The 17,238-nt window shown below is 68.3% G+C and carries 13 protein-coding genes; 8 read left to right on the forward strand and 5 right to left on the reverse strand.

Going from position 1 to position 17,238, the window contains the following annotated elements; translation table 11 throughout:
• Positions 1-469: 469 nt before the first annotated feature.
• From AC2YHA_RS08905 to AC2YHA_RS08920, 4 genes are all read left to right on the forward strand, one after another.
• The gene (locus AC2YHA_RS08905; RefSeq protein WP_487401200.1) at positions 470-2,683 is read left to right on the forward strand and encodes a TonB-dependent receptor; all 2,214 of its coding nucleotides are present in this window, start codon (positions 470-472) and stop codon (positions 2,681-2,683) included.
• 199 nt (positions 2,684-2,882) lie between these two features.
• Complete coding sequence (locus AC2YHA_RS08910; protein ID WP_487401201.1) at positions 2,883-6,068, forward strand: amidohydrolase family protein; 3,186 nt, start codon at positions 2,883-2,885, stop codon at positions 6,066-6,068.
• A gap of 15 nt (positions 6,069-6,083) precedes the next feature.
• Positions 6,084-6,623, forward strand: a complete 540-nt coding sequence (locus AC2YHA_RS08915; protein ID WP_487401202.1) for an Lrp/AsnC family transcriptional regulator — start codon at positions 6,084-6,086, stop codon at positions 6,621-6,623.
• Positions 6,624-6,783: 160 nt separating this feature from the next.
• Complete coding sequence (locus AC2YHA_RS08920; protein ID WP_487401203.1) at positions 6,784-8,448, forward strand: amidohydrolase; 1,665 nt, start codon at positions 6,784-6,786, stop codon at positions 8,446-8,448.
• A gap of 39 nt (positions 8,449-8,487) precedes the next feature.
• Here AC2YHA_RS08920 and AC2YHA_RS08925 read toward each other — a convergent pair whose 3' ends face one another.
• Together AC2YHA_RS08925 and AC2YHA_RS08930 are read right to left on the reverse strand one after the other, a co-directional pair.
• Positions 8,488-9,000: a hypothetical protein gene (locus tag AC2YHA_RS08925; protein ID WP_487401204.1), complete on the reverse strand. Its 513-nt coding sequence runs from the start codon at positions 8,998-9,000 to the stop codon at positions 8,488-8,490.
• Between the two features lie 85 nt (positions 9,001-9,085).
• Positions 9,086-9,508: an Lrp/AsnC family transcriptional regulator gene (locus tag AC2YHA_RS08930; protein ID WP_487401205.1), complete on the reverse strand. Its 423-nt coding sequence runs from the start codon at positions 9,506-9,508 to the stop codon at positions 9,086-9,088.
• A 125-nt stretch (positions 9,509-9,633) separates the two neighbouring features.
• On the opposite strand from AC2YHA_RS08930, the gene AC2YHA_RS08935 reads away from it, so the two are divergent.
• A complete protein-coding gene (locus AC2YHA_RS08935; protein ID WP_487401206.1) occupies positions 9,634-10,677 on the forward strand; it encodes an ornithine cyclodeaminase in 1,044 nt (347 codons plus the stop codon).
• A gap of 181 nt (positions 10,678-10,858) precedes the next feature.
• On the opposite strand, the gene AC2YHA_RS08940 is transcribed toward AC2YHA_RS08935, so the two are convergent.
• A complete protein-coding gene (locus tag AC2YHA_RS08940; RefSeq protein WP_487401207.1) occupies positions 10,859-11,773 on the reverse strand; it encodes a TolB family protein in 915 nt (304 codons plus the stop codon).
• 172 nt (positions 11,774-11,945) lie between these two features.
• Here AC2YHA_RS08940 and AC2YHA_RS08945 point away from each other — a divergent pair, with 172 nt between their 5' ends.
• Both AC2YHA_RS08945 and AC2YHA_RS08950 read left to right on the forward strand, forming a co-directional pair.
• Complete coding sequence (locus AC2YHA_RS08945; RefSeq protein ID WP_487401208.1) at positions 11,946-12,704, forward strand: energy transducer TonB; 759 nt, start codon at positions 11,946-11,948, stop codon at positions 12,702-12,704.
• Positions 12,705-12,888: 184 nt separating this feature from the next.
• Complete coding sequence (locus AC2YHA_RS08950; protein ID WP_487401209.1) at positions 12,889-13,161, forward strand: hypothetical protein; 273 nt, start codon at positions 12,889-12,891, stop codon at positions 13,159-13,161.
• 22 nt (positions 13,162-13,183) lie between these two features.
• Here AC2YHA_RS08950 and AC2YHA_RS08955 read toward each other — a convergent pair whose 3' ends face one another.
• Both AC2YHA_RS08955 and AC2YHA_RS08960 read right to left on the reverse strand, forming a co-directional pair.
• Positions 13,184-14,098: an NAD(P)/FAD-dependent oxidoreductase gene (locus tag AC2YHA_RS08955; protein WP_487401210.1), complete on the reverse strand. Its 915-nt coding sequence runs from the start codon at positions 14,096-14,098 to the stop codon at positions 13,184-13,186.
• On the reverse strand, positions 14,088-14,552 hold the full coding sequence (locus AC2YHA_RS08960; protein WP_487401211.1) for an Rrf2 family transcriptional regulator: 465 nt from the start codon (positions 14,550-14,552) through the stop codon (positions 14,088-14,090). Before AC2YHA_RS08960 ends, AC2YHA_RS08955 begins: the two co-directional genes overlap by 11 nt.
• Before the next feature lie 130 nt (positions 14,553-14,682).
• Between AC2YHA_RS08960 and AC2YHA_RS08965 the strand changes: the two genes are divergently transcribed.
• Positions 14,683-17,130, forward strand: coding sequence for a TonB-dependent receptor plug domain-containing protein (locus AC2YHA_RS08965; protein WP_487401212.1), 2,448 nt, complete (start codon positions 14,683-14,685; stop codon positions 17,128-17,130).
• The last annotated feature ends 108 nt before the right edge of the window (positions 17,131-17,238 follow it).

Here is a 17,238-nt window from a genome sequence, read left to right on the forward strand (position 1 = left end):
GTCATTCCCGCGAAGGCGGGAATCCATTGTCGCTGAACGTGATGAGTCTCACTTCGGTCAGCCAGAATGGATTCCCGCCTTCGCGGGAATGACGATTCAATCTGTCGCGGAGAGTCCGGGCAGGCACCGCTTGGTCCCGCACTTCCCCTCGAAATTGGATGTTTCGCACCCTCCCCCCGCGCGGGAGATTGCAGCCGTGTGACAAGCGATGGGGAAGCTCGGCCGCACGATGTTCGCCGGCAAGGGCCGCGCACCGAACAATGTTCGACGCGGACGGCCATCTTCGCGGCGAACGTCGTCCTGAGCTGACCTATGCTCCGACGGCTGGACCCACCAGCCAGAGGAGGCGGCAGAAAACATAACAAAGCCGATTTCGCAGGAGGAGGAACATCGCGGGGCAGCAGCCCCAACGGACCGGGGACAACCCGGCCAGCGAACCCATGCGAAACTCAAGCCCAAGGGGGGAGTGATGAAGATGACACGGATGGTGATGACCGCGAGCGCCGCTGCGCTCGCGATGGGGATGCTGCTGCCTGCCGCCGCGTCGGCGCAGGACGCCGAGGCGCAGGGCGAGGACATCATCGTCACCGCCACCAAGCGCGAGGAATCGCTGCGCGACGTGGCGCTGGCGATCAGCGCGGTCACCGGCGACCAGCTTGCGCAACAGGGCGCGCAGGGCCTGTCCGACTATATCGCGCGGATGCCCGGCGTCGTGTTCAACGACTATCAGCCGAGCGTGTCGGAGGTGATCATCCGCGGCGTCGCCTCGACCACCTATCACGAGCAGGGTCAGACGACGACCGGCTACTACCTCAACGAGATCCCGCTGTCGGAGCCCGGCTGGCCGACGCTGATCCCCGACGTCGACACCTTCGACCTCGACCGCGTCGAGGTGCTGCGCGGGCCGCAGGGCACGCTGTTCGGCTCCTCGTCGCTCGGCGGCCTCGTCAACTATGTCGTCCACACCGCCGATCCGACGAAGTTTGACGCCGCCGCCCAGGCGCTGATTGGCGCGACCGACAACAGCTCCGGCGACATGAACCATGCCGTCAAGGGCATGATCAACATCCCCCTCATCCAGGACAAGCTCGCCGTAAGGCTGGTCGGTCTCGACCGCTACGACTCGGGTTACATCGACAACACCCGCACCGGCGAGGAAGGGATCAACGACCTGCGCACCCGGGGCCTGCGCGGATCGGTGGTGTTCACGCCCGCCGAGGGCACGCGCATCTCCTATCTCTCGATGTTCCAGGAGACGCGGCTCGAGGACCAGACCACGTTGCGCCTCGGCGGCTACACCACCGACAGCTACCAGGCGCAGCCGCAGAGGACGCGGCTGTTCGTCAACAGCCTGCGCGTCGACCAGGATCTCGGCGACGCCGCGAAGCTGACCGTGCTCGGCGCGCTCAGCGACAAGAAGAACCGCACCGTGTTCGACGAGACGCCCACCGGCTATCTCCAGGGCGTGCCGGTGCTGAGCACCTATATCGGCGACAACCACGCCAAGATCCGCAGTATCGAGGCGCGCATCGCCTCGCAAGGCGAGCGTCGGTTCAACTGGCTGGTCGGCGTCTTCTATCAGTACAGCAAGAAATCGGTGGTGGAGGACGTCCACCAGGCCGGCGCCGCGGCGTTCATCGATGCCAACCCGGCGGACTTCGGCGGCTATCCGGGCAGCCTGCTGGCGCCGGGCGACGTCTTCAACCAGTATATCACCGGACAGTCGAACAAGGACCTCGGCATCTTCGGCGAGGTCTCGTTCAAGCCGGTGCCCGAGCTCGAGCTGACCGTCGGCGGCCGCTATTATGACGTGAAGGCCGACGCGCAGGTGACGATCCCGCCCTACGCCAATTTCCGGGGCGCGTTCACGCCGACCGGCATCTCCTTCGGGTCGAAGCAGGCGGAGAACGGCTTCACGCCGAAGGTGACCGTCGCCTATCGCCCCAACAAGGATTTCATGGCCTATGCGACCTATTCGCAGGGCTATCGCGTCGGCGGCGCCAATCCCAACGCCGGGCGGATCGGCGGCATCGGCGTCGGCACGCTGCCGGCATCCTACGACAGCGATTCGGTCGACAATTATGAGATCGGCGCCCGCGCGACGCTCGCCGGCGGCCGGCTGCTGCTCGACGCGACGCTGTTCCGCATCGACTGGAAGGACATCCAGGTCCGCCTGTTCTCGCCCGCGCCCTATTTCTACTCCTACGTCACCAACGCCGGCGGCGCGCGGATCGACGGCGTCGAGTTCAGCGGATCATGGCAGGTCGCGCCGATCTTCCGCGTCGCCACCTCGGTGACCTATCAGGATTCGGAGGTCACCGAGCCCTTCGCAGGCTTCGCCGAGGGCCTCACCCTGCCGGGCTCGTCGAAATGGTCGGTGAACTCGACCGCGACGCTCGAGCTCAAGGACGTGCCGGGCAAGCCGCGGTTCGAGATCGCGCATCGCTACCTGTCGTCGGCGCCGGTCGCGTTCGGCTCGCCGGCGACGCGCGGCGACTTCAACCTGTTCGACCTGCGCGGCTCGGTCGAGGTCGACGAGCATGTGTCGCTGTCGGCGTTCGTCAGCAACCTGTTCAACGAATATGGCGTGCTGAACGCGCCCTTCTCCGACTTCGACCCGCGTCCGCAGGGATCGGTGGTGCGGCCGCGCACCATCGGCCTGCGCTTCGACTGGCGTCTTTGAACGCGATATGCCGGGGCGCCGCCGAGGACACTCGATCCTCCCCGGCACGGGGAGGGGGACCGCCGAAGGCGGTGGAGGGGGCTGGCCTCATGCTACATCGCTCGTGGCGAGCCCCCTCCACCAGCTTCGCTGGTCCCCCTCCCCGCAAGCGGGGAGGATCTTAGGGCGCAGCGGCACTGTGCTCGCTAAAGGTTCTCAGATGATCGCACGTCTCCTCCTCGGCGCCGCCTGCCTGCTCCCCTTCGCCGCCTCCGCCCAGACCCCGCTCACGCTCAAGCCCGAGCGCGAGCTGTCCTTCACCGCCCGGGAAGCGACCTGGATGGCGCTCGACCTGTCGCCCGACGGCCGCACCATCCTGTTCGACCTGCTCGGCGACATCTACGCGCTCGACGTCGCGGGCGGCACCGCGCGGCCGGTGCTGACGGGCGTCGCGTTCGAGACGCAGCCGGTCTTCTCCCCCGACGGACGCAGCATCGCCTTCCTCTCCGATCGCTCGGGCGCGACCAACCTGTGGGTTGCCAATGCCGACGGCAGCGACCCGCGCAAGCTGTCGAACGAGACCGGCGCGGCGATCTATTCCTCGCCGGCCTGGTCGCCGGACGGGCGCTTCGTCTACGTCTCGCGCACGGTCCATGCGACGCTCGCGTTCGAGCTGTTCATGTTCGACATGGGCGGCGGCGCCGGCATCCAGGTGACCAAGGCGCAGCCCGGCGGCCAGGAGCCGTTCGACGACCGCGTCAACGTGCTCGGCGCCATCGCCTCCCCGGACGGGAAGTATCTCTATTACGCGAGCAAGACCGGCTCGCTGTGGACCGAGCATCCGCTGCCGCACTGGTCGATCGTCCGTCGCGACCTCCGGACCGGGGTCGAGGACCGCATCATCTCGCCCCCCGGCGCGGCGATGCGGCCGGCGCTGTCGCACGATGGACGCAAGCTGGTCTATGCGAGCCGGCTCGGGTCTCAGACGGGCCTTCGCATCCGCGACCTCGTCAGCGGCAGCGACGATTGGCTGACCTTCCCGATCGATCACGACGGTGAGGAAGGCGGCTATTACAACGACCTCGTCCCGCGCGTCGCCTTCACGCCCGACGACCGCGCGATCCTGACCGCAGTCGGCGGCAAGATCACCCGCATCGACCTCGCCGACGGCAAGCGCACGCCGATCCCGTTCCAGGCGCCGGTCAAGCTCGCGCTCGGCGCCCAGACCCGCGTCCAGACCAAGGACGAGGAGGGCCCGGTCCGCGTCCGCGTCATTCAGGCGCCGCGCCTTTCCCCGGATGGGCGGCGGGTCGCCTACACCGCGGTCGGCACGCTCTACACTCAGGCGCTGACGCCGGGCGCGCGGCCGGCGGCGGTGCCGCGCGTCGAGGGCATGGCCTACCAGCCGAGCTGGTCGCCCGACGGCCGCACCCTCGTCTACGTCACCTGGAACGCCAGCGACGGCGGCCATGTGTGGTCGGTCCCGGCAAATGGCGGCCGCCCACGCCGGCTGACACAGACGCCGGCCTTCTACACCGAGCCGGCAGTCTCACCTGACGGCAGGACCGTCGCGGTACTGCGCGCCAGCCAGTTCGAGCGATTGAACACCGCCAGCGAGCTCTCCCCCGCCCGCCCGACCGACATCATCCGCTTGGCCCTGGGCGGTGGCGAGCCCGCGGTCGTCGCCAGCGCCGCCGGCGCCCGCGCGCTGCAGTTCGACGCTACGGGCAAGCGGCTCCATTTCCTCACTCGCGAGGGGCTGAGCTCGGTCAGTCTCGATGGCAACGACCTGCGCCGCGATCTCGTCATCCAGACGCCCAACAGCAATCGCTATTTCACGGGAACGCTGATCCCGCCGGAGACGGTGCGCCTCAGTCCCAAGGGCGACCGCGCGCTGGTGAAGGCCGCCTCGCAGCTCTACCTGGTCAACGTGCCCCCGGCGACCGACAAGGCGCCGCCGACCGTCCGCATCGACCAGCCGAGCGTCGGCGTCACCCGCCTGACGCACGTCGGTGCCGACTATGTCGACTGGTCGCCGGACGGCGGGTCGATCCTGTGGTCGACCGGCGCGACGCTGAGCCGCGTGCCGGTGGCCGGCATCGCCGCCGACGCCGAGGCCCGCGCCGAGCATTTCCCCGCCGAGATCGAGCGCCCGCGCGACGTGCCGCAAGGGACGATCGTGCTGCGCGGCGGCACCGCGATCACGATGCGCGGCGACGAGGTGATCCGCGGCGCCGACGTGGTGGTCTCCGCCAACCGCATCGTCGCGGTCGGGCCGACCGGCCAGGTGGCGGTGCCGCCCGGCGCCGAGGTACGCGACGTCTCCGGCAAGTTCCTGCTCCCCGGCTTCGTCGACACCCATGCGCACTGGTTCGAGGTGCGCCGCGAGGTGCTCGACCCCGATCATTGGGATTTCCTCGCCAACCTCGCCTATGGCGTGACCTCGGGGCTCGACGTCCAGCCGTTCACGATCGACGTGTTCGGCTATCAGGACATGATCGACGCCGGCATGATGGTCGGCCCGCGCGCCTTCTCGACCGGCCCGGGCGTGTTCCTCAACAGCGAGGTCAACTCCAAGGCCGACGCGCTGGCGATCCTGACCCGCTACCGCGACGCCTATCGCACCCGCAACATCAAGTCCTACCTGATCGGCAACCGCGCGCAGCGGCAGTATATGGTCGAGGCGTCGAAGGAGCTCGGCATGATGCCGACCACCGAGGGCGCGAGCGACTTCAACCTCAACCTGACGCACGCGCTCGACGGCTTCTCCGGCAACGAGCACATGCTGCCGCTGAGCCCGCTGCGCGACGACGTGGTGCGTCTCTACGCCCAGAGCCGGATCGCCTACACGCCCACCTTTAACGTGATGTACGGCGGCGCGCCGTCGCTCCCGAGCTTCATCATCGCCAACGATCCCAGCCGCGACGCCAAGCTCCGCCGCTTCATGCCGGCCGGCGTGGTCGAGGCGAAGATGCGCGGCCGGGTGTGGACCGCGCCCGACGACCTCAGTTACCCAAGCTTCGCCGCAGACGTCCTGCGCATCCAGCGTGCCGGGGGGCTGATCGGCATCGGCAGCCACGGCGAGCTCCAGGGCCTCGGCTACCACTATGAGCTGCAGGCCTATGCCGCCGGCGGCGCGACGCCGATGGAGGTGCTGCACGCCGCCACCATCGGATCGGCCGAGGTGATCGGCCGCCTGCCCGACATCGGCAGCCTCGAGCCCGGCAAATATGCCGACCTGCTGATTCTCGACACTGATCCCACCGCCGACATCCGCAACACGCTGTCGATCGGGCAGGTGATGAAGAACGGCCGCCTCTACGACGCCGGCACGCTGGACGAAGTGTGGCCGCGCCGGCAGGCGCTCCCGCGCCAATGGTTCCAGACGGGGGCGCCGCGGCCGTGACTCTTGCCATGACTCTTGGCACGGCGCGCCGACCCGTGCGATCAGGCGAAGGCTGCGGCACCGGGGCCGCGCACATCGAGGAGCCTCGCCCTGAAACTGGACCGGCGCGACCGCCGCATCCTGGAGGAGCTGCAGCGGGACGATACGATCACCTATCGTACGCTGTCCGAACGCGTCGCCCTGTCGCCGAGCGCCTGCGTGCTGCGCGTGCAGCAGATGGAGAAGGCCGGGATCATCCGCGGCTATCACGCCGCGGTCGCGATCACCAAGGTCGACCCGGTGGTGTTCATGGTCGCGGAGATCGCGCTCGCCTCGCACAACCCGGTCGATCTCAAGCAATTCGACCGCCTGCTGAGGGAGATGCCCGAGGTGGTCGAGGCGCTCCGCGTCAACGGCCCGTTCGACTATCTCGTGCGCTTCATGCTCCCCAGCCTGCAGGACTGGCAGCCCTTCGCCCACCGCCTGCTCGACCCCGCCAACAAGGTCGAGAAGATGGTCACCCACGTCGTGATGGAAGAGGTAAAGCCCTTCGCGGGATATCCGATCCCGCTGTAGGGCTCCCGATCCTCCCCGGCACGGGGAGGGGGACCGTCGAAGGCGGTGGAGGGGGCTCTCCTCATACTACGCCGCTCGTGGCGAACCCCCTCCACCAGCTTCGCTGGTCCCCCTCCCCGTGCCGGGGAGGATTTGCAGAATCACCAAACAAGAGGACATCATGATCGATCGGCGCCACTTCATCGGCGGCGGCGCGGCCGCGCTCGCCTTGGCGGGACCGCTGTTCGCCCATGCGGCCGACAACGGCCTCGACCTCGCGCTGGTCAACGCGACGCTGTGGACCGGCCGCGGTGGTCCTCCCAGCCGCGGCGCCGTCGGCATCGTCGGCGAGCGCATCGCCGTGGTCGGCGCCGACGCGGTCAAGGCCCGCACCACCCGCCGGACGCGCGTGGTCGACCTCGGCGGCGCCTTCCTGATGCCGGCCTTCACCGACAACCACACCCATTTCCTGATCGGCTCCGACATCCTCCGCCAGCCCGACCTGCTCGGCGCCAAGTCGCGCGAGGATTTCGCGGCGCGGATCGGCGCGGCGGCCCGCGCGCGGCCCGGCAAGTGGCTGCTCGGCGGCAGCTGGGACGAGCAGCGGCTCGGCGGCGAGCTGCCGACCCGCGCCTGGATCGACGCGGTGACGCCGGACACGCCGGTCGCGGTGCCGCGTACCGACCTCCACATGTACCTGCTCAACAGCGTCGCGCTGAAGCTCGCCGGCATCACCCGCGACACCCCCGATCCGGCGGGCGGCGTGATCGTCCGCGACGCCAACGGCGAGCCGACCGGCATCATCAAGGACAATGCCAAGCCGCTGGTCGAGCGCGTCATCCCGCCCCAGACCACCGAGGAGTCGATCGAATCGGTGCGCGGCGGCATCGCCCATGCGCTGAGCAAGGGCTTCGCGCAGGTCCATGTCCCCGACATCAACTGGGGCAGCTTCCACGCCATCCGCGCCGCGCGGGCGAAGGGGCCGCTGGACCTGCGCTTCTACTGCTTCGTGCCGATCGCCGACTGGGAGAAGATGGTGGCGATCGTCGCCGAGGAAGGCCGCGGCGACGACTGGGTGCGCTGGGGCGGGGTCAAGGCGCTCGCCGACGGCTCGCTCGGCTCGCGCACCGCGCTGTTCCGGGACGATTACGCCGACGCGCCCGGCCAGCGCGGCGTCCGCGTCATCAGCCTCGAAGACCTGCGCCGCTTCATCCCCGCCGCCGACAAGGCCGGCCTCCACGTCGCCACCCACGCGATCGGCGACCTCGCCAACGACGACGTGCTCGACGTCTATGCCGAGACGGTACGGATGAACGGCGCGCGCGACCGCCGTTTCCGCATCGAGCATGCCCAGCACGTCAGCCCGACCACCATCCCCCGCTTCGCGCGCCAGCAGGTGATCGCCTCGGTCCAGCCCTATCACGCGATCGACGACGGCCGCTGGGCAGTGAAGCGGATCGGACAGGAGCGGCTGGCCGGCACCTATGCCTTCCACTCGCTGATCGCGAGCGGGGCGCGGGTGACGTTCGGCTCCGACTGGCCGGTGGGGCCGCTCGACCCGATCGAGGGCATCTACGCCGCGGTGACGCGCGAGACGATCGACGGCGCCAACCCGCAGGGCTGGCTCCCCGACCAGAAGGTCAGCGTCGAGCAGGCGCTGATCGCCTATACGATCAACAACGCCTTCGCCGGCTTCCAGGAAGACCGCGTCGGCGTGATCGCGCCGGGCTATTATGCGGACCTTACGTGCCTCGATGCCGATCCGTTCATGACCGATCCGGAGAAGCTGCGCGACATCAAGGTGCTGCGGACGATCGTGGGTGGGCGGGAGCGGTATACGGCGTAGTGTGGTGGGCTCGGGAGCCCGAATGTCTGCAATGGGTGATTAGCGGTCGTTCGTTGAGACCGGCTCCAACTGACCAGTGGCATCGATGAGCGACGACAGCGGAACATTCACTACTCTCCGATTTGGCAGAATCTTGAATGCACCGCTGCCATATCCGGTCGCCCCCGTGACAGTGGTGACTTCGTAAACGACCCCAATACGGAGCGGCTTTGCTGCGACGTTGTCCGGCTCCTGCCCAAGCGGGGCCGGCTTTCCTTTGAAAGGTTGACCATAGCGAACGGGAAACGGATCCACGCAGTCGTAGGTCAAGCGTTGGTGCCAGAACGTACCGTATTGTAGGCGAACGATATCGTCGCCGGGCGACGGCTTAGCACGTACCTCATCGCGTGCGATTACGTCGATCGCGTTGAGGCACGAAACCCCCTGTGCAGACTTGGGATCAACGATGAAGGTAAGATGTCCGTCGATCACGACTGCCACAACATCATATGAGTATGAACAGCCGACGAGTATGAACGGAAGCGCCAGCGCCAGCAGATGAGACCGCTTCATAAGCGGAGCATGTCTGCGCCGAGCAATGTCCGCAAGTGGGGTCGTAAGCAGTCATCGCTCAGGGGCACAAGCGAAGTAGTGGTGCCTACGCACTGCTCAACAAAATACTCGTCTCGCTGTTGAGGATGCCGTCGATCGACCGGATCTCGCGCAGGATGCGGTCGAACGAGCGCAGGTCCTCGGCGTGGATTTCGGCGACCAGGTCCCACGCGCCGTTGGTGGTGTGCAGCGCGCGTAGCTCGGGGAAGCTGCGCAGGCGGCGGATGATCGCCGAGGTCGAGCGGCCCGCCACCTCGATCATCATGATCGCGCGCAGCCCCTCGTCGCCCGTCTCCTGAACCCGCACGGTGAAGCCCAGGATTATGCCCGACGCGAGCAGCCGGTCGAGCCGCGCCTGCACCGTCGCGCGCGACACCTGGAGCACGCCGGCGATCTTGGCGATCGGCGCCCGTGCGTCGCCGCGCAGCGCGGCGATGATCCTGCGGTCGAGCTGATCCAGCGGCTGCATGGCATTCTGCCTGCCACGATCGCGCAGGATGTCAAATCCTGGCGCCCACGATGCACAGCTCGCGCATTACAATCGGGCATTCCGCCGGCCTAATCTCCGATCCATCAGCTCGGGGAGAAACGGACATGACCAGGTTCATCGGCGTCGAAACTCTGGCCCGGATCGTCCACGACATCGGCATCGAGCCGTTCCTGACCGGCCTCGCCGGCTATATCGAGCATGACTTCGCGCGCTGGGCGAGCTTCGACAAGGTGCCGCGCCACGCCAGCCATTCCGACGTCGGCGTGATCGAGCTGATGCCGATCGCCGACGACGAGCGCTTCGCCTTCAAATATGTCAACGGCCATCCCAGGAACGGCCGCGCCGGGCTGCTGACCGTCGCCGCCTTCGGTGTCCTCTCCGACGTCGCCACCGGCTATCCGCGGCTGGTCGCCGAGATGACGCTGCTGACGGCGCTGCGTACCGCCGCCACCTCGGCGCTGGTCGCCCGCCGGCTGGCGCGGCCCGACAGCCGCGTCATGGCGATGATCGGCCTCGGCGCCCAGTCCGAGTTCCAGGCGCTGGCGTTCCGCGCGCTGCTCGGCATCGACCGCCTGCGCGCCTACGACGTCGATCCCGCTGCCACCGCCAAGTTCATGCGCAACATGACGGCGCAGGGCTTCACGGTGACCGCGGCCGACACCGCGCAGGACGCGGTGCTCGGCGCCGACATCATCACCACCGCGACCGCCGACAAGCGCAACGCCACCATTCTCTCGGCCAACATGGTCGGCGCAGGCGTGCACCTCAATGCGATCGGCGGCGACTGCCCCGGTAAGACCGAGCTCCAGCGCGAGATCCTGCTGCGCGCTGAGGTATTTGTCGAGCTGGAGGAGCAGACCCGCATCGAGGGCGAGCTCCAGCAGATGCCGGCGGACTTCCCCGCCACCGAAATCTGGCAGGTGATCGCCGGCCTCGCCCCCGGCCGCACCGGCGACGCGCAGGTGACGCTGTTCGACTCGGTCGGCTTCGCGCTGGAGGATTTCGCCGCGCTCCGCTACCTCGACGACCGCGCTGCCGAGCTGGCGGACGTCCCCGACATCGACCTGATCGCCGCGCCCGACAATCCGCAGGACCTGTTCGGCCTGCTCCAGAGCTATCGGCAGGATGTCCGCTCCCAGGCGGCGTAGAGCGGATCGACATTCAATCCTCCCCCGCCAGGGGGAGGTGGCACGCGAAGCGTGACGGAGGGGGAGGAAGCAATTCGATAGTTTGTCGCCACCCTCCCCCTCCGTCGCCTCCGGCGCCACCTCCCCCTGGCGGGGGAGGATTGAAGAGCGCCGCACTTCCTATGAATCTGAATGTCGATGGCTATCGCGCGATACTCAGACGGTAGCGGATGCGATACAGGTCCATCCCGCCGTCGTCCCTCTGCCCCGAAAAGGTCAGCCGCCCGCGATCGGACCAGTCGAGCATCGGCCCATAGGTATCGCGATCGTTGTTGACGCTGCCGGACAGCTGGGTCCCGGCATCGTAGCGACCGCGTGACGGCGCGGCATGGAACAGGTCGACGCGGTCCTTCCGGAAATCCATCGCCCGGGCGAAGACGATCGTCGCTCCGTCGGCGAGGAAGGTCGCGTCGAACTCGTTGGCCGCGGTGTTGATCGCGCCGGCAAGCGGCCGGGCCGCGGCAAAGCCGTCGCCCCGCCGATGCGCGGTATAGAGGTCGTGCCCGCCGGCCCCGCCCGGCCGGTCGCTCGAGAACAGCAACGTGTGTCCGTCCGGCGAGAGCATCGGCGCGAACTCGTTGCCCGTGCTGTTCACCTCCGGCCCGAGGTTGACCGGCACGCCGAACCCGCCGCCGGTCACCGCCACGCGATAGACGTCGTCGCCGCCGGCGCCGCCCGCCCGGTCCGAGCAGAAATAGACGAAGCGCCCGTCGGCGGAGAAGGCCGGGTCGAAATCGCGGCCGGCGCTGTTGAACGGAACCGGCCGCGCCGGGCCCCAGCCGGCGGCGGAGCGGCGCGACATCCAGATGTCGTACCCGCCCGCGCCGCCCGGCCGATCGCGGCTGAACCACAGCGCCGTGCCTCCGTCGGGGCTGATCGTCAGCCGCACCTCGGAAAAGCGCGTCGAGGCGATCCCCGGCGCGAACCGCTCCGCCTCGCCCAGGGTGCGCAACCGCTCGACCGGCGCCGCGCCGACGAGAACGAGCGCCGGCAAGCACCCGAGCAGGCGCAACACGATCCCGGCTGCCCCGCTGTCATGGAATCGCCCCTGCTCCACGCCTGTCTCCACATCATCGATTTCAGAAGGGAGATGACATCACAGTTCCGCACTTGGCTATGCGAAGCTCCAGGCTAGAGGCCAAATCAGACTTGTGCTCGCCGTCGGCCAGCTTCCGTTCATCCGCTTGATGCTCTTGGGGAATCCCCGACGGTTCCCCATGTGAGCAGGCGTGACGGCGTATCGATCCAGTCCCCGGGACCGCATCGGTCCGGCGATCGCGGCGATCGCGGTGCAGGCGCTGCTCGGCTATGCGCTGGTGGTCGGGCTCGCCGTGCATTTCACCCAGCGGCCGAGCGACGACCTCAAGCTGTTCGGCGTCACCCCCGAACCGCCACCGCCTCCGCCGGCGAAGGTCATCCCCGATCCGGTCCGCAACACGCGCCCCGAGGGCGAGGCTTCGCCGCCGAACCTGCGCTCCAAGGCGACCGAGGTCACGGCGCCTCCGCCGGTGATCCCCATTCCCCTGCCTCCGCCCGTCGTGGCCGCCCCCAAGCCCTTCACCGGCAGCGAGGCGACCACCGGCGCTGCCCCGGTTCCGGGCCCCGGCACCGGCGCCGGCGGGATCGGCAACGGCACGGGCAGCGGCGGCTCGGGGGACGGCGACGGCGGCGGCTGGCAGGACGAGACGCCGCCGCGCCGCATCAAGGGGCGCCTCAAGGATTCGGACTATCCCGACGACCTCAGCGACGCCGGCATCGGCGGCACGGTCGGCGTGCGCTACACCGTCGAGACCGACGGCCGCGTCACCGATTGCGAGGTCACCCGCACGAGCGGCAGCGCCCGCCTCGACGCCCATACCTGCCGCCTGATCGAGCAACGCTTCCGCTACCGCCCCGCCCTCGACGCCCGCGGCCGGCCGGTGCCGTCGACCATCGTCGAGAACCACAGCTGGCAGGTCGAGATCGAACCGCCGGAGGAGGAGCGGTAGCGGGTATCACTATGGGCGGGGAGCAACGCGCCGGTTGTCAGAGATTGAGACGGCATGCAGATTACGACGGATCGATATTCAGCGTAAACGCCTTTCATGTTCGTCATAGCCGGACTCGATCCGGCACTCAGAATCGCATGGGTCCGTCAGTTCGAGGTCATCGCCAGTGATCGATTGGTTTCAAATGAGCGTTGCCATCATCGCTTCGGCTACGACTCCGGTTATTGCGATCGGGAAGCTGCATTGCAGGCCACTACCAGGCTTCGCGCTGTCGGTAGCCGTATCAAATCTCCTCACCCATGCGTTACCCTATCTAGCGCATCCACTGGATCACTATGGCCCGGCCTATGCGATCGCGATTGCCATGTACTTGATCATCACCGTCATCATCTCGGCTTTCGTAATCATCTCGGCTATCGTGATCGGACTTATAACTGTTGGAGAGCAGGCGGATTGACGGAGGCATCTCCAGCCGCCCCTCACCCGAACACCAGCGAGCGATGCGCCGCCACGCCCGCCATCACCCCGTCCGCCACCGCCCAGCTCACGCTGTGCGGCGCGCGGGCGATGTCGCCGGCGGCGTAGACGCCCGGCACCGTCGTCCTCTTCTCGCCGTCGGTGCGCACGACCGGTCCCATCGGCCCCTCGTCGATCGCGCAACCGAGCTGCGCCGCGAGCGGGCTGGTGAGGGTCGAGCGCGGCGCGACGAACAGCGCGTCGATCGCCCGCCGCCGCCCGTCCGCGAAACGGACATGCGACAGCCCTGCGCCTTCCCCTTCCAATCCCGCGAGCGGATCGCGCTCGATCGCCACGCCGCGCCGCACCAGCTCCGCCTCGCTCTCGGCATCGAGCACCGCCTGCCCGTCGAGGTAGAGCGTCGTCGGGCCCCATTCGGCGATCAGCATCGCGCCATGGATCGAATTCGGCATCGTGTAGAGCACGCCGAGCCGCTCGTCGGCGAACTCGAACCCGTGGCAATAGGGGCAATGCAGCACCGTCTTGCCCCAGCGCTCCGCCAGCCCCGGCAGCGGCGGCAAGCCATCGGTCAGTCCGAAGGCGAGCACGAGCCGCGACGCCTGCAACGTCTCGCCACCCGCGAGGCCGACCGAGAAGCCGTCTCCGTCCGCCCTGGCCTCCACCGCCTCGCCCTCGACGATCTCGACGGTGGGATAGGCGGCCACCTGCGTCCGCGCCGCCGCCAGGATGGCGCGCGGATCGCTGCCGTCATGGCCGAGGAAGCCGTGCGATTCCTCGGCGAAGCGGTTGCGCGGCTTGCCCGCGTCGATGACGCGCACGCGCCGCCGCGCCCGGGCGAGATAGGTGGCGGCGGCGAGGCCCGCGAAGCTGCCTCCCACCACGATCGCATCCAGCTGGTCCGAGGCGTCAAGCGGCATGGGCATTCTCCAGATCATGGGGGCCGCCGCGCGCGATCATCCGCGCGTGGAAATCGGCACTGAGTTCGGCAAGCGTCACCTCCCCCAGCCGCGCGAGCAGCAGCGCCTCGGCATCGTGGAAGGCCTGTTCCAGCGCAGCGTTCACCGCCTGCTCGACGAGGCAGCCGGGCGCCTCCGTCCGATTGCCCATCGCCAGCAGCTCGGGTGAACCGAGCGCATCATAGACGTCGCGCAGGGTCACGGCGGAAAGGTCGCAGGCGATCGTCCACCCGCCGCCATGCCCCTTCTCCGACCGCACATAGCCCTGCTCGCGCAGACCCGCCATGATCCGCCGGATCACGACCGGGTTGGTGCTCATCGCCCTAGCCAGCAGCTCCGAGGTCACCGGACCGTCGTGCTCGGCCATGTGCAGCAGGACGTGGAGCACGCCCGACAATCGACTGTCGCGTCTCATGAAACTTCATATGTTGCGTGAGTCGCGAAAAGTCAAGCGGACGATCCGGCGCCGGGATTGACATCGTCCGGGCACACCAATACCGCCCTGATGACGATATGATGTATCATATCTATAACAGGGGGACGACTTGCAGCATCTCGTCATCAGGGGCCTCGCCGCCGCTGCGTTGATCGGCGCATCGCCATCGCCGGCCATTGCGCAGGAGGCGGTTCCGCCGGATCGATCCGGCGAGGACGCGGCGCCGGATACCGCGGACGATCCCAAAGCCAGGACTCCGGGCGACATCATCGTCACGGGCTCGCTGATCCGCGGCCTGCCGAAGGAATATGTCGCCAGCCCGGTGTTCACCCATGACCAGGCGGACATCGTGCGCTCCGGATCGGGCGCCGTTTCGGAATATATGCTGACGATCCCGCAGAACTTCACCGGCGACCTCAGCGAGTTCGCCACCACCGGCGCGAGCATCGGCGCCCCGCTCGGCGACGCGACGCCGTACAACCAGTTCGACGGCTTCGCGGGCTTCGCGCTGCGCGGGCTCGCGTCCGACGCGACGCTGACGCTGCTCAACGGCCGGCGGATGCCGTCGGTCGGCATGAACGAATCGCCGACCGTGTCGGTCATCCCGTCGATGCTGATCGAGCGCATCGACATCATCCCCGACGGCGCCTCCGCGACCTATGGCGCCGACGCGGTCGCCGGGGTCGTCAACATCGTCACCCGCCGGCCAACCGAGGGGATCGAGCTGCAGCTGCGCGGGGCGGCCGCGACTCGCACCGGAAAGACCGACGTGCAGGCCAGCGCGCTCGCCGGCCATTCGTGGAACGGCGGCAACGTCTACGGCATGGCGATGTACCAGAAGCGCTCGCCCTTCGTCGGCGATCCCGTCGACGTGTCGGGCGAGACGCTCCAGATCACCCAGCTCCCGAACGAGCGGCTCACCGGCTTCTACGCCGGCGCGCAGCAGGAGGTGGGCGATCTCACCTTCTCCATCGACGCCTCGCGCTTCCAGCGCGACCGCTCGTCGCGGCAGCTCTATCTCGATGAGCCCGCATTCAACCGGGTCTTCAGGACCCGCACCACCGGCGTGTCGCTCTACAATGGCGTGCGCTGGCAGGGCGGCGGCAGCACCGCGGTCGACCTGACGGTCGACTATCACCGCAACGAGACCGACAGCAGCGCCAGCCGGGCCGGTCGGCCGCCGAGCACCCGCGAATACACCAACACCCTGTTCGTCGCGGAGCTGCGCGGCCAGGCCGCGCTGGCGCGCTTGCCGGCCGGGCCGATCCTGGCAGCAGGCGGCGTCCAGTATCGCGCCGAGACGCTGCGCACCGACGCGACGATCTTCTTCAATCGCAACGGCGGCACACGCAAGGTCAAGTCGGTGTTCGGCGAGCTCAACGTGCCGCTCGTGGGCCCGGACCAGGCGGTGCCGCTGATCCGCTCGCTCACCCTTTCCGCGGCGGCCCGGTACGAGGATCTCGGCTTCGACACGGCCCTGTCGCCGAAGCTGGGCGTGCGCTGGCAGGTCGACCGCTCCGTCGCGCTGCGCGGCACCTATGCGCGGTCGTTCCTCGTGCCGCGCTTCCGCAGCACGATCGGCGTTGCCGAGCAGGTGTCGTTCGGCATCTATGACTATGCGTTCCTGAACCCGGCGGACCAGAATCCCGCGCTCCCCGCCGGCCAGGCGCTGGTGATGTTCCGGGCCGGCGCCAATCCCGATCTCAAGACGCAGAACGCCGATACGTTCACGGCCGGCATCGATTTCACGCCGACCTTCATCCCCAATCTCTCGATCAAGGCCGGCTATTACCATATCAGGATCTCCGGCCGCGTCGGCTCGCCGTCGCCGGACGACAGCCTCTCGGTCGGCGATCTCCAGGTCTTCAACATCGCGCACCCCAGCCCGGAACAGGTGCGGCAGGTCATCGACAATCCCGCCGTCTTCCGCAGGTTCGCGCAGGTCCCGTTCATCAACGGCGGCGAGCTGACCATGTTCGATGGCGCGGGCCAGGTGCCCGCGGAGCTGCTGTCGCAAGTGCAGGTGATCGCCGACATCCGGGCGCAGAACTTCGCGGCCGAATCCACCGACGGCCTCGATCTCGACCTCGCCTACCGCTCGCGGCTGTTCGGCGGCACGGCGGCCGTCAAGATGACCGGCCAATATATCCTGAACCTCAAGCTGACCGCCGACGGCTCGACGCCGCTCTCGCGGCTCGACGGCTATGCGAAGCCGGCCGATCTGCGGCTGAACGGCACCGTTGTGTGGGGCCGCGACGGCGTCTCGGTCGGGTCGGTGGTGAACTATGTCGACGGCTTCACCGATGATCGCCCCGGTCAGCCGCGCAGGAAGATCGGGTCGTTCGTCACCGCCTCGCTGTTCCTCGGCTTCGACCTCGGCCGCCTGTCGGCGGCGCCATGGCTGACCGACAGCAGCGTGCAGCTCGTCATCGCCAATGCGTTCGACCGGCAGCCGCCCCGCATCGTCGACGGGGTGGTGGGCTATGATCCATACAACAACCCGCCCAATCCCCGGACCATAGGGCTGGTCCTGACCAAGCGGTTCGGCGGGGCTTGACGTTCCTCCGAGCGACGGTTCGGCGGAAAGTGCGCACCTTTTCAATCCTCCCCCGCCAGGGGGAGGTGTCAGCTGCAAGCTGACGGAGGGGGAGGACGGCGACCCACT

Source organism: Sphingomonas sp. SRI_018 (assembly GCF_057586275.1).